Annotated in this window: 12 protein-coding genes; 5 read left to right on the top strand and 7 right to left on the bottom strand. The window is 31.7% G+C overall.

Translation table 11 applies throughout. From position 1 onward, the window contains the following. Nucleotides 1-13 precede the first annotated feature (13 nt). Nucleotides 14-1777 carry an ABC transporter ATP-binding protein gene (locus ACIQ2I_RS00800; RefSeq protein ID WP_396180536.1) on the bottom strand — a complete coding sequence of 588 codons (1764 nt, stop codon included), beginning with the start codon at nt 1775-1777 and terminating at the stop codon, nt 14-16. A gap of 175 nt (nt 1778-1952) precedes the next feature. Between ACIQ2I_RS00800 and ACIQ2I_RS00795 the strand changes: the two genes are divergently transcribed. The 4 genes from ACIQ2I_RS00795 (at nt 1953) to yajC (ending at nt 4807) form a co-directional block, all read left to right on the top strand. Then, nucleotides 1953-3059, top strand: a complete 1107-nt coding sequence (locus tag ACIQ2I_RS00795; RefSeq protein WP_396180535.1) for a Glu/Leu/Phe/Val dehydrogenase — start codon at nt 1953-1955, stop codon at nt 3057-3059. Between the two features lie 81 nt (nt 3060-3140). Beyond that, entirely contained in the window at nt 3141-4082 is a 942-nt protein-coding gene (locus ACIQ2I_RS00790) for a transcription antitermination protein NusB (protein ID WP_396180534.1), read from the top strand. Nucleotides 4083-4092: 10 nt separating this feature from the next. Further along, the gene (locus tag ACIQ2I_RS00785; RefSeq protein WP_396180533.1) at nt 4093-4527 is read left to right on the top strand and encodes a DUF1573 domain-containing protein; all 435 of its coding nucleotides are present in this window, start codon (nt 4093-4095) and stop codon (nt 4525-4527) included. Between the two features lie 7 nt (nt 4528-4534). Further along, complete coding sequence (gene yajC / locus ACIQ2I_RS00780; protein ID WP_353077318.1) at nt 4535-4807, top strand: preprotein translocase subunit YajC; 273 nt, start codon at nt 4535-4537, stop codon at nt 4805-4807. A 101-nt stretch (nt 4808-4908) separates the two neighbouring features. Here the strand turns inward: yajC and pepT are convergent, their stop codons facing one another. The 4 genes from pepT to ACIQ2I_RS00760 form a co-directional block, all read right to left on the bottom strand. Next, a complete protein-coding gene (gene pepT / locus ACIQ2I_RS00775) occupies nt 4909-6156 on the bottom strand; it encodes a peptidase T (protein ID WP_396180532.1) in 1248 nt (415 codons plus the stop codon). Between the two features lie 111 nt (nt 6157-6267). Beyond that, complete coding sequence (locus tag ACIQ2I_RS00770) at nt 6268-7263, bottom strand: energy transducer TonB (RefSeq protein ID WP_396180531.1); 996 nt, start codon at nt 7261-7263, stop codon at nt 6268-6270. Between the two features lie 108 nt (nt 7264-7371). Continuing rightward, complete coding sequence (locus tag ACIQ2I_RS00765) at nt 7372-8598, bottom strand: Glu/Leu/Phe/Val dehydrogenase dimerization domain-containing protein (RefSeq protein ID WP_396180530.1); 1227 nt, start codon at nt 8596-8598, stop codon at nt 7372-7374. Between the two features lie 67 nt (nt 8599-8665). Next, nucleotides 8666-9727, bottom strand: coding sequence for an anhydro-N-acetylmuramic acid kinase (locus tag ACIQ2I_RS00760; protein WP_396180529.1), 1062 nt, complete (start codon nt 9725-9727; stop codon nt 8666-8668). Between the two features lie 96 nt (nt 9728-9823). On the opposite strand from ACIQ2I_RS00760, the gene ACIQ2I_RS00755 reads away from it, so the two are divergent. Next, nucleotides 9824-10963, top strand: coding sequence for an acyl-CoA dehydrogenase family protein (locus ACIQ2I_RS00755; protein WP_396180528.1), 1140 nt, complete (start codon nt 9824-9826; stop codon nt 10961-10963). 49 nt (nt 10964-11012) lie between these two features. Here the strand turns inward: ACIQ2I_RS00755 and murF are convergent, their stop codons facing one another. Together murF and gldJ are read right to left on the bottom strand one after the other, a co-directional pair. Further along, a complete protein-coding gene (gene murF / locus ACIQ2I_RS00750; protein ID WP_396180527.1) occupies nt 11013-12296 on the bottom strand; it encodes a UDP-N-acetylmuramoyl-tripeptide--D-alanyl-D-alanine ligase in 1284 nt (427 codons plus the stop codon). Between the two features lie 62 nt (nt 12297-12358). Next, nucleotides 12359-14074: a gliding motility lipoprotein GldJ gene (gene gldJ / locus ACIQ2I_RS00745; protein WP_396180526.1), complete on the bottom strand. Its 1716-nt coding sequence runs from the start codon at nt 14072-14074 to the stop codon at nt 12359-12361. Nucleotides 14075-14100: the final 26 nt, after the last annotated feature.

Below are 14100 nucleotides of genomic sequence, written 5' to 3'. Positions count from 1 at the left end.
ACGAAACAATTTTTTAGGCATTTTCTTTTTCAGAAAGTTGTTTTATGAACAAATCTTTATAAAATCCTGCTCTATTTATAAGTTCATAGTGTGTGCCTTGCTCAACAATTTTTCCTTCATCTAAAATTATTATTTTATTTGCATTTTTGGCTGCAGATGCTCGATGTGTAACTATAATAGTAGTTTTTCCTTTGAAAATAGATTTAAAATTGTTTATTATTTTTTCCTCTGTTTCGGTATCAACAGCACTTAAACAATCGTCTAAAATTAAAATTGGTGCTTCTTTAATGATGGCTCTCGCAATAGAAACACGTTGTTTTTGCCCTCCAGATAAAGTGATACCTCGCTCTCCTAAAATTGTTTCATATTTATTAATAAACATCTGAATGTTATCGTCCACTTCAGCCATTATTGCTGCAGTAATAATTTCTTCATCAGTAGCAGTTACTTTTCCGAATTTAATGTTGTTTTTTATGGTATCTGAAAACAAGAACGGATCTTGAGTAACAATACTCATGCTTTTTCGCAAATGATACAAATCATAATCGATTACATCTTTATCATCAATTTTAATTTTAGAAACACCAGATACGTCATGTATTCTGGTTAATAAAGATAAAATTGTTGATTTTCCTGATCCGGTTTTTCCTAAAATAGCAATGGTTTCTCCTTTGTTTATTGCAAAACTAACATCGGTTAATGCTTTTATATTACTGTCATCGTATGAGTAACTTACATTTTCAAAAGTTATTTTTCCTTCAATTGGAGTAGTATCAGTTCCCTTGTTTTGAATTTCGGGTTGTTCTGTTAAAAATTCATTGATTCTTTTTTGAGATGCTTCCGCTTCTTGAACCAATGAAGAAACCCATCCAAATGAAGCTACCGGCCATACTAACATTCCTATATATAACAAAAATTTTGCTATTACACCAATGTCTTTAATTTCGCCACGCAAATACATTTGTCCGCCTACAAAAATCACAATTAAATAACTTAATCCAATTAACAAAATCATTAGTGGACCAAATAACGCGTTTGTTTTGGCTAACGCTAAGTTTTTTTCTTTACTAATTTTAGATAATTTAATGAATTCGTTATTTCTGTCTTTTTCTAGCGCATATGCTTTTATTACTCTAATTCCTGAAAAAAACTCTTGTGTAAAAGAAGATAGGGTAGATAGATTTTCTTGATATTCCGTACTTTTTTTATTAATTTTTTTGCTTAAAATAAAAATACTATAGGATAAAAAAGGTAACGGAAGCAAACAATATATGGTGAGTTTTACGTTTACTGCAGACATGGTGATGATGATAGCTACAAATCGTATAAATGTGTTTATAGTATACATAACAGCTGGACCTACGTACATTCTTACTTTTCCAACATCTTCACTAATACGATTCATTAAATCGCCGGTTCTATTTTTTTTGTAAAAATTTTGAGAAAGATTTTGATAATGATTGAAAATTTCATTTTTAAGATCAAATTCTACAAATCGCGACATTACAATTAATGATTGACGCATTAAAAAGGTAAAAAAACCTGCAATTAATGTGCATATTATTATAAGCGTAATGTTTTTAAAGAGTTCATTTTTTAAAACAGTAGCGTTTTTGTTTTCGGATTTTAGAAATGCTTCAATTAAGGAAATCGATTTTCCAACTAATTCTGGAGTGTATAAAGCAAATATTTGAGCTACAATCGTAATGACTATTCCAAATATAAATCGGTATTTATATTTTATGAAATATTTATTTAAATATTGTAATTCTTTCATTTAAAGTAAAGTATGTAAACGTAAATTTAGTTTTGTTAAATAATTTATGGTTTTCTGTACTTAATAATTACTATGAATAATTATTGTATTCGTAAAAATATAATAAAAAATAATAATTATATATAATTTATACATATTTTTGCGGCTCATTATTGATAAATAATCAAATATACTCATGACAACAGATATTATAAATTCAAATGAACTATATAAAGTAGATCCTGTTTTTGGTCAAATTTCTTTTGACGGACACGAACAAGTTGTTTTTTGTAATGACAAAGATACAGGATTAAAAGCAATTATTGGAATTCATAATACAGTTTTAGGACCTGCACTTGGTGGTACAAGAATGTGGAAATATGCAAACGAGTGGGAGGCATTAAATGATGTTTTACGATTGTCTCGAGGTATGTCATTTAAATCTGCTATTTCAGGTTTGAATTTAGGTGGTGGAAAAGCGGTTATTATTGGCGATTCCAAAACAGAAAAAACGCCTGAATTGATGAGAAAATTTGGAGAATATGTAAACTCTTTATCAGGTAAATATATTACAGCTGAAGATGTAGGAATGGAAACAAAAGACATGGACACCGTTAGAGAAGTAACGCCTTACGTTACAGGTATTTCTGAAAGCAAAGGTGGCTCTGGAAATCCATCTCCAATTACAGCTTATGGTGTATTTATGGGAATGAAAGCTGCCGCAAAGCATAAATTTGGTGTAGATACTTTGGCTGGAAAAAGAGTTTTAGTACAAGGAATTGGCCATGTTGGAGAAGTTTTAGTACAACATTTAACTAATGAAGGTGCTGCGGTAACCATTTCTGATATTAATGAAAGCAGATTAAATGAAGTAGGTTCAAAATTTGGCGCTCAAATTTTTAGTGGAAACGATATGTATAGTTTAGATGTAGATATTTATGCGCCATGTGCTTTAGGTGCAACTATTAATGATGAAACCATTAGCAAAATTCAAGCAAAAGTAATTGCTGGGGCCGCTAATAATCAACTTGCAAATGAAGTAATTCATGGAAAATTATTAAAAGAAAGAGGAATTTTATATGCTCCCGATTTCTTAATTAATGCTGGTGGGGTAATCAATGTATATTCAGAGTTGGCCAATTTAACAACGGCTCAAGTTATGGAAAAAACAGAAAATATTTACAACACAGCAATGGATATCTTTAGGTTGTCAGATGATCAAAATATTGCCACACATCAAGCAGCATTAAATATTGCTCAAAAAAGAATTGATGACAGAAAAAAAGAATTACAAAACAAATAATTCTTTTTAATAAAAAATTGTAAATTTGTCCCGAAATAAAACAATAATTATTTCGGGATAATTTTTTTAAAGTTCTTAGCCATGCTTAATAGAAGACATTTTAGAGTAAAAGTGATGCAAACCATCTATGCCATGCATAGACACGAATCGGATTCATTAGACAAAGAAGAAAATTTTTTATTGCAAAGTATTGAAAGTTCTCAAGATTTATATTTGGTAATGTTATCCATTTTCAATGAAATACAACTCAAAGAAAAAGCCTATTTAGCACTAGCTTCTAAAAAACATTTAGCTACAAAAGAAGAACAAAATCCTAACTTTAAGTTTGTAAATAATAGTTTCTTTAAAATTTTAAGTGACCATACTGCCTTTTATAATAAATTAGAAGAAAGAAAAATTGACAATTGGAAACGCAATGACGATTGTATTATTTTTCTTTTAGAAGCCATAAAAACTTCAGATTTGTACAACCGTTATATGGCCGTCGAAACTGCAGATTTTAAAAAAGATATTTTCTTTATATTCGATGTTTTTAATGAGATTATTGCACCAAACGACAAACTTTACGATTATTTAGAAGATTGTAAAATTACTTGGGTAGATGATATTCCTGTTATTAATACCTTACTTTCTAAACAAATAAAATCTATTAAAAGTCTTGAAGATAAATTGGATTTGCCTGTTGTTTTTAAAGATGTAGATGATAAAGAATTTGTGACAAATTTATTCAGAAAAACAGTTTTAAATGAATTGGAATTCGCCGCAACATTTGAAAATAAAACACCAAATTGGGACAAAGAGCGTATCGCAGAATTAGATACCATTATTCTTAAAATGGCCATTTGCGAATTGCTTAAATTTCCATCAATTCCAATAAAAGTTACCTTAAATGAATATTTAGAAATTGCGAAAGAATATTCTACACCAAAAAGTAGTATATTTATCAACGGAATTTTAGATAATTTAGTAAAAGATTTTCAATCCGAAGATAAAATTAAAAAAGTCGGTAGGGGATTATTATAAATAAATGAAAATGAAAAAAGCGGTTAGAATTTTTGTAGCAGCAGCATTGCTAATTACTTGGTCTTGTAAAAAAGAGGGATCAGCCGAAGAAAATTTAAGGCTTAATTTACAAAAGAATGCTGACGCACCAAAAACAAAAGTGTCATTTGATAAAATGGTTCACGATTTTGGTGAAATTGAACAAGGCGAAGTGGTGTCTACCACATTTACCATTAAAAATGTTGGAGATAAAGATTTATATGTTTTGGAAGCTCACGGATCTTGTGGTTGTACCGTTCCTGTAGTTACAAAAGAAGCTATTGCACCAGGAGAATCAGCTCCAATTCAAGTCAAATTTGATTCTAATGGAAAATCTGGTGAAGTAACAAAAACAATTATGATTACTTGCAACACGGCAAGAATTGTTGAAAATATTAGTATAAAAGCAAGTATTAAATCTAAATAAAAACGATATGAATCCAATGTTAATTGCACAGTTAGTATTAATGATAGCAGTATTTTACTTCTTAATCATTATGCCAAAAAACAAAAAAATTAAATTAGAAAAACAATTTTTAACGAATTTGAAAACAGGTGATAAAATTATCACAATTGCCGGAATTCATGGTAAAGTTTCTGAAATTGCCGAAACTACTATTGTTATGGAAACCATGTCTGGAAAGTTAAAAATTGAAAAAAGTTCTATCTCTGCAGAAATGAGTTTGAAATTGAACGAGAAGAAATAGTATTTTTAATTCCAAATTCCAAACTGAAAAAACAGTGGAATTTGGAATTTTTTAAAGGTTTATTTGTCATTCTGAACTTGTTTCAGAATCTCTTAATCAAATTATTTCTTGTTCTGAATGGCATTTAATTCTGCAATTTTTACAATTACATCTACAGCTTTTTGCATACTTTCTACTGGAACATATTCATATTTACCATGAAAGTTGTGTCCTCCTGCAAAAATATTTGGGCAAGGTAATCCCATAAAAGACAAACGCGAACCGTCAGTTCCACCACGAATTGGTTTTATAAGCGGTTTAATGTCTAATGCTTTCATAGCTTGTTCGGCAAGTTTTACGATATGCATTACTGGTTCTACCTTTTCACGCATGTTGTAATATTGGTCTTTTATTTCTAAAACAGCAATGTCTTCACCGAATTGTTTTTTGTATTTCTTATTAATTTTAGAAACTACTTCTTCAACATAAACTTTTCGTTTTTCAAATTTCTTGCGATTATGATCTCTAATAATCAATTGTACCAAAGTGTCTTCAATACTTCCTTGAATATTAGTAACGTGATAAAATCCTTCGTAATTTTTAGTCGTTTCTGGCGTTTCATCTTTAGGTAATTTTGCAATAAATTTATTAGCTAAAAGCATTGAATTTATCATTTTCCCTTTAGCATAACCAGGATGCACGCTTTTTCCTTTGAAAGTTATTTTTACTCCAGCCGCATTAAAATTTTCATATTCTAATTCGCCAATTTGGCTTCCATCCATAGTATATGCCCAATCTGCGCCAAATTTTTCTACATCAAAGTGGTCTGCACCACGGCCAATTTCTTCATCAGGTGTAAAACATATTTTTAATGTTCCGTGTTTGATTTGCGGGTTTTGAACCAAAAATTCCATTGCAGTCATAATTTCAGTAATTCCTGCTTTGTCATCTGCGCCAAGTAGTGTGGTACCGTCTGTTGTAATTAAAGTTTGACCTTTATATTGCAACAAATCTTTAAAATACGAAGGCGATAATATGATGTTTTTTTCTTTATTTAAAATAATATCACCACCGTCATAATTTCTTATAATTTGTGGTTTTACATCTTTTCCAGAAAAATCTGGAGTAGTATCAAAATGCGAAACAAAACCAATTGTAGGTACTTCGTAATCTAAATTACTTGGTAAAGTTGCCATAACATAGGATTTGTCGTCAATCGAAGCATCTGTTAAACCAATTTGTTTTAGTTCTTCAACTAACTTATTGGCTAAATCCCATTGTTTGGATGTACTAGGCGTTGTGTTTGATTCTGGATCCGATTCTGTATCAACAGTTACATATCCAATAAAACGATCGATTATATGTTGCATTTTTAGTATATTAAAGTGATGCAAATATAATTGTTTATAGTTTAAAAGTTTTAAACTTTTTGAGGTTATTTTGCCTTGATTTTTTATAAAATGAAAACAATTGACTTGAGGTTAATTCTTAAAATTAAAGGTAATAGTACCTACTTGTTTTTCAGCAGCGGAATCACTTGGTGTCCATTTTGTTTTTCGTGCAAAGTTTTTTGCTAATGCAATTAAGCAAGCATCTCCCGTTGTACCTCTACCATTTGATACTCCAATAGTATTACCAGCTTTATCTACGGTAACTTCAATTACTACTTTTCCGAAAGAATTACATTCGTTATCAACTGCGGGTTTATTAATATTTCTTCTTCCTGCTAAACTATAATTGGCTCCACCTGAGCCACCACTACCATTTCCACCACCAGACCCTGAGCCATTTCCTGCTCCAGTCCCAGTCCCGTTTCCAGTTCCGTTGCCACCACCTGTTCCGCCTCCACCGCCTCCACCGCCATAATAACCGTTAGCATTAGCGCTTCCGTTTGCTGTACCTTGGTTTCCATTGGTATTACTATTTCCGTCACCACCTTTATTTTGCCCTTTAATCATATTGCTTAAAGCGCTGTTTGGTTTTTTTACCGGTGCTTTTGGAGTTTCTACTGGTTTGGTTTCCGTAGGTTTTTTTTCAATGGGTTTACTTTTTGATTTTGGTGGAGTAGGTACATCGGCACCTATATTGTCTTGCGTTAAGATGTCTTCAGGAGTAGATTCTTCTGGTTCTGAAGCTACATCTTTCATGTTCACCTCTAAGGTTTCATTTAAATAATCGTCACCTTTTCCAAAATCGGTATCTCCAATATTTAAGGAAACACCACCGCCACCGCCACCTTGTGCAATCAACATTTCGGTTTTTCCGTACGGAGGCCAAAATCTTACAAATAATAGTAAAAGTACGAGGCAAACTATTGAATGCGTCGTGATTACAATAGATTTATTTGAATCAGAAAGTCTTGATTTTTTTATAAAATGGATTAATAACCAAATGGAGCCAATTAAAAAAAACAATAAAAGCAAGGTGAAATACCCGTGCTCGTATAGTGATTTTAATAATTTTATAATTGAACTCATATGGTTTTTTTAATAGTAACGATTAAAAGTAATAAAAATTGTTGACACAAAAAAACTAGGTCTAAAAATGTTTCAACCTAGTTTTTAATATTTATTTATTAAACAGTATTATACTAATTGTTTCAAGGCAATTTCATATGCCCTAGCACTAATATTTGTCTTGCTAACATTTACATCAAATGTTTTTTGAATGGCTTTTCCTATAATTTCAGATGCGTCATTAAAAATAGCTTCATCTGTCATTTGTACTTTTTTCTCCATAAAGTAAGCAAAAACTCTTGCCATTCCACAATTTGAAATAAAATCTGGAATTAAACTTACTTTATTGTCAGTTTCTTCCATAATTGGGCCATAAAAAATTGCTGCGTCTGCAAAAGGGACATTTGCACCACACGAAATCACTTCCAAACCAGAGGCAATCATATTTTCCACATTGTTTTTAGAAACAATTCTTGAAGCGGCACATGGAGCAAAAATATCGGCACCAATTTTCCAAATTTTATCATTGATTTCCACAAATGGAATCATTTGGTCAGCAACCAATTTGTTACCATCTTTATTCCTAAATAATTCGGTAATTTCTTCTAATGTAAATCCGTTTTCGTTTAGTACACCGCCATCTCTGTCGATGATTCCAACAACTTTCGCCCCCATTTTAGCAAGATAAAAAGCGGCGGCTGAACCTACATTTCCAAAACCTTGTACAATGGCTTTTTTACCTACGACACTTCCGCCATAAATTTTGTAAAAATGTTTCACAGCTTCAGCTACACCATAGCCTGTAATCATGTCTGCTACAGTATATTTTTTTGATAAATCTGGAGTAAATTCTCCATTTTCAATCACTTTAATAACACCTTGACGTAATTGTCCGATTCTATTAATTTTATCAGCTTCTGTGGGTTTAAAATGTCCGTTGAAAACGCCTTCTTGTGGATGCCAAACACCACATTCTTCTGTCATTGGGATTACTTCGTGAATTTCATCTACATTCAAATCGCCACCTGTTCCGTAATAATTTTTTAATAACGGAGCAACGGCTTTGTACCAACGTTCCAAAACCCCTTTTTTACGAGGATCTGCTGGGTCGAAATTAATTCCAGATTTAGCTCCACCAATTGCTGGACCTGATACAGAAAATTTTACTTCCATAGTTTTAGCTAAAGAAAGCACTTCGTTTTGATCTAATCCTTTTCTCATCCGCGTTCCTCCGCCTGCAGCACCACCACGTAATGAATTTATTACAGTCCAACCTTCAGCTTCCGTTTCTGGATCTTTCCAATTGAAAACGATTTCAGGTTCTTTATTTTCGAATTTATGAAGTAACTCTTTCATGTTTTGATTTTCGGATTTGATTTATTTGCAAATGTAATTGTAAAAAATGACTGAGGAAAATTATTGTTTAAAATACTTCGCCCGAGCTGTGATTTTGTTTAGCGCCTGTTACACTAGCTAAAACGTTAATTTCGTTGCGCAATTTTAATACGCCAAGTAAAGCAAAAATTAATGCTTCCTTAAACTTTATGGTTTTTTCATTAGGAATTATAACTTCTATTGTTGGTAAATAGTTTTTTATTCTTTCGATTAAAAATTCGTTGAAAACGCCACCGCCTGTAATTAATAAATTTCCTGTTTTTTCCTGTAATATTTTGCCAATTTGAAAAGCAATATGCTCTGTAAATGTTCGCATTTTGTCTTCTGCTGAAATGGGATAATTCTCTAAAATAGGTAAAATAATTTCTTTTACAAATTCAAAACCCAATGATTTAGGATACGATTTGGTGTAAAATTCTAAATTATTCAATTCATTTAATAATTTAGAATTCAAATTTCCTGTTGCTGAAATTTTACCTTTATCGTCATATTCTAATCCGAAAGTATTCGCATAAAAATTCAAAATGGTATTTACAGGTGAAATGTCAAAGGCAATTCTTTCATTATTTTGTTCATAAGAAATATTTGAAAAGCCACCTAAGTTCAAACAATAATCAAATTCAGAAAATAAAATTTTATCCCCAATTGGCACCAATGGCGCGCCTTGTCCACCAAATAGAACATCTTGAACTCTAAAATTACAAACCACTTTTTGATTTGTGATTTTTGAAATTTCTGGTAAATTTCCAATTTGAAGCGTGAATCCATTTTGCGGTTGATGTAAAATCGTATGTCCGTGAGAACAAACCGCATCTAAATTTAAAATATTGTTTTGGGTTATAAATTCAGAGATAATATTTCCAAGTAAATTGGTGTATTCAACATTTAATTCTGAAAGTTCAGTTTCACTATAATGAATTCCGTTTTTAAGTTTTGCAATAATTTCATTAGTATACGAAATCGTATCGCATTCTACTATTTTATAAATCCATTTATCATTTTTTATTTCAAAATAAATATGTGCCAAATCCACTCCATCTAATGAAGTGCCAGACATTACGCCGATAACGTTATAGTTGTGCTTATTCATGGGTTAAAATTACAATTTCTTATTGAAAATTTCATATAATTTACCTACATTTGAACGAAATTTTTATGATATATTCAATTAACCTATAGTAAAATAATGGATTTTAAATTAAATGATGAACAATTAATGATTCAACAAGCGGCTAAAGATTTTGCTGTTACAGAATTATTACCTGGTGTTATTGAAAGAGATGAACATTCAAAATTTCCAACCGAACAAGTTAAGAAAATGGCGGAGCTTGGTTTTATGGGAATGATGGTTGATCCCAAATATGGTGGTGCCGGTTTAGATAGTATTTCTTATGTTTTAGCCATTGAAGAAATAGCTAAAATCGATGCGTCTGCTGCTGTTATTATGTCTGTTAATAACTCATTAGTTTGTGCGGGTTTAGAAAAATATGGTTCAGAAGCGCAAAAAATTAAATATTTGACCCCTTTAGCAAAAGGAGATGTGATTGGTGCCTTCTGTTTGTCAGAACCAGAAGCAGGTTCTGATGCGACTTCGCAAAAAACTACTGCTATAGATATGGGCGATCATTATCTATTAAATGGCACCAAAAATTGGATTACAAATGGAGGAACTGCTTCTACTTATTTAGTTATGGCTCAAACAGATGTTTCAAAAGGGCATAAAGGAATTAATGTTTTAATTGTAGAAAAAGGATTGCCTGGTTTTGAAATAGGTCCGAAAGAAAAGAAAATGGGAATTCGTGGTTCAGATACACATACGTTATTATTTAACGATGTAAAAGTCCCTAAAGAAAATAGAATTGGTGAAGATGGATTTGGTTTTGCTTTTGCCATGTCAACTCTAAATGGTGGAAGAATTGGAATTGCTTCTCAAGCATTAGGAATTGCTCAAGGCGCTTATGAGTTGGCTTTGAAATATTCGCAAGAAAGAGTGGCATTTAAAAAGCCAATTTTTCAACATCAAGCCATTGCTTTCAAATTAGCTGATATGCATGTGAAAATTACTTGTGCAAGATTATTAATTCATAAAGCGGCTACAGAAAAAGATTTGGGTCAAGATATTGCTCATTCTGGTGCTATGGCAAAATTATATTCTTCTGAAATTGCTTTAGAAGTAGCAAACGAGGCGGTTCAAATTCATGGCGGTAATGGTTATGTTAGTGAATATCATGTAGAACGTATGATGCGCGATTCTAAAATTACCCAAATTTATGAAGGAACTTCAGAGATTCAAAGAATTGTGATTTCTAGAGGTTTGGTTTCGTAATATTAAAATTCAAGTATAAAAAAAGGCAGCTAGTTGGTTGCCTTTTTTTTTATAATATTTCTAATGTTCTTTCTAAACTCATACCTCGTGAACCTTTTACCAATAATAAACTATTTTCTGTTTTCTTATTTGTAAATTCGACTTTAAAAGATTCAAAATTATCGTGGAAATGCATGTTTAAATTTGAATTTTTATGTCTAAAAAAATCTTTTCCAATAAAATAAAAGATGGAATTTTCTTGATGCAAACAAAATTCAATTATTTTTTTATGCTCTTCGGAGCTTTCTATTCCTAATTCATACATATCGCCCAAAACAGCTACTTTGTTTTTCTCGTTTAATTGAAAGAAATTTGTTAATGCTGCATTCATGCTACTCGGATTAGCATTGTAAGCATCCAATATTATTTTATTAGAATTTTTTTCTATTAATTGGGAACGATTGTTGTTTGGAATATAGTTTTCTAAACCATATTTTAAACCCTCATTTGAAACGCCAAAATGTTTCCCAATTGTGATGGCTGCATTGATGTTATTAGCATTATATAATCCTATTAAATTCGATTGAATAATGGTGTTTTCAAACTCAATTTTCACCATTGGATTGGTTTCAATTTTATTAATGGAAACAAAATTATCTGGAGTGTTTACACCAAAAGTTATACTGGTTATGTTTTCCGTTTTTTCATTTTGAATGGCATCATCGGTATTTACAAATGCCGTTTTCTTGTTGTATGATAAATAATCGTATAATTCACTTTTACCTTTAATTACGCCTTCAGTTCCACCAAAACCTTCTAAATGCGCTTTTCCAAAATTGGTGATATATCCAAAATCTGGTTCACAAATACCGCAAAGCATTTCAATTTCTTTTTGATGGTTGGCACCCATTTCTACAATACCTATTTCTGTACTTGTGTCAAAAGAAAGTAGGGTTAAAGGCACACCAATATGATTATTTAAATTTCCAACAGTTGCTTTGGTGTTATATTTTTGAGAAAGTACAGCATGAATTAGTTCTTTGGTAGTGGTTTTTCCGTTACTTCCAGTTAATCCAATTATGATTATTTTTAGTTGATTTCTATGATAATTGGCTAATTTTTGTAATGTCTCTAATGTGTTTTCTACTAAAATGAAACGGTCGTCTAGTTGGTATGCTGCTTCATCTATAATTGCGAATTTGGCACCACTTTCTAATGCACTTAAAGCAAATTTGTTTCCATTAAAGTTGTCACCTTTGAGCGCTACAAACATATTGTTTGCATAAATTTTTCTGGTATCAGTTGCAATGCCAGTTGATTGCAAAAAGTAGTTGTAAATTGTTGCTATTTCCATACGGCTAAAATAAAAAAAAGCCCTTTATAAATAAAGGGCTATTATAAAATATTTTAAGTTTATTAATTTTTAACGTTACCTCTCGGTGTTTTTCTGTTAGATTTTGGTCCAACTTTAGACATGGCACATCTAAATCCAATATAGTCTGTCGCCATATCTTGAGGGAAATATCTTCTAGATGCTGGATCTAACCAATATGCTCTATCTCTCCAAGAGCCTCCTTTGTAAACTCTCACATTGTCGTCTACTAAAGTAGTTCTGTTGTCAGATTTATCATACTGTTTTACTTGATTTCCTGCACTATCTGCTGAAATTTTATGTAATGGAGATTTGTACATTCTTTCATTTGGATCTGATTTTTTAGTTGCTTCTTCATCAGTTGCTCCAAAATCAAAGTATCTTGTTGATTGTCTGTCTCCATCTCTATAATTTCTGTTATCAGAAGTTGAGAAATTTTGTCTTAAATACGTTTCGCTTTCGTCAACTGGAATCTGTGCAATTGATCCTGGAAAGTTTCTAGCAATTACTTTACCTGTACTTAATGTGTCGTACTTGATGTTTTCACTAGTAACCATTTCTACTGATCCATCTTCACCAATTTTGTTTTTAGTATATATGTTACCTCTAAAATAGTTAAAGTCATTTGCTTCATCATCAATTATGGGTCTGTAAACATCTTGTACCCATTCAGCTACGTTACCAGCCATATCATATAAACCAAAATCATTAGCAGGGTATGCTTTTACATAATTTGTAATATCAGCTCCGTCATCAGACCATCCCGCAATTCCGCCATAATCTCCTTTGCCTTGTTTGAAGTTGGCTAATTGGTCACCTCTTAATTCTCTTTTACCAGAACGAGTATATTGACCTTTCCAAGGGTATTTCTTTTGTCCTTTGTAAATGTTGTATTCTCTGTTTCCAACTAAAGCTAATGCAGCATATTCCCATTCCGCTTCTGTAGGTAATCTGTATTCAGGTAAAACAATACCTGAACTTCTTTGTGCGTAAACATTTTTTGCTTGAGTAGTTGTAGCTGCTCCAGACTTTTTACTAGGAGCTTTTTGACCCATTTGTTTTTTCAATACAATTTCTTCTTTACCTCCAAAAGATTTTGAAGGTGAGTTAATGTATAATTCTGTATCAAAATTTGCATCAGCAGTTACTTCAGCACTAATTTTATTTCCTTTTTTAAGGTACCCTTCTTTTTCAAGGATATTTTCGTTTACACGATTGGTTCTCCATTCACAAAATTCACTAGCTTGAATCCAGTTTACTCCAACTACTGGGTAGTTAGCATAAGCGGGGTGTCTTAAGTAGTTGTTTGTCATCGTTTCGTTATAACCCAAACGATTTCTCCATACTAAAGTATCTGGAACAACGCCATTGTATATATTTTTGTAATTATCTTCTGTTGGTGGATAAACTGATTTTACCCAATATAAGTATTCAGCATACATCATATTTGTTACTTCAGTTTCATCCATGTAAAAAGATTGAACGTGTTGCTTTGTTGGGCTATTGTTCCAATCGTGCATTACGTCATCTTCTACTTTACCCATTGTAAATGTTCCGCCTTCAATTGAGGTCATTCCAGGAGGTGTTTGTTGTTTTTTATAGTTTGTGTTGTATTGGAAACCACCTTTTTTATCGTTGATTTGCCATCCAGTTGCGCTAGAACCACCTTTAGTGCTTCCGCTTTTGCTACAGCTTGTAAAACCTATTGCTACAGTTAACGCTAGTAGCAATTTTAAAGACATAATTTTAGTAACTTTCATAATTTGTAGGTAAAAATTTAAGTGCT

This window comes from Flavobacterium sp. (genome assembly GCF_044368995.1).
Taxonomy (GTDB): domain Bacteria; phylum Bacteroidota; class Bacteroidia; order Flavobacteriales; family Flavobacteriaceae; genus Flavobacterium.
The sequence above is the reverse complement of the archived record's forward strand: the minus strand, read 5'-3'. Positions and strand labels throughout refer to the sequence as shown.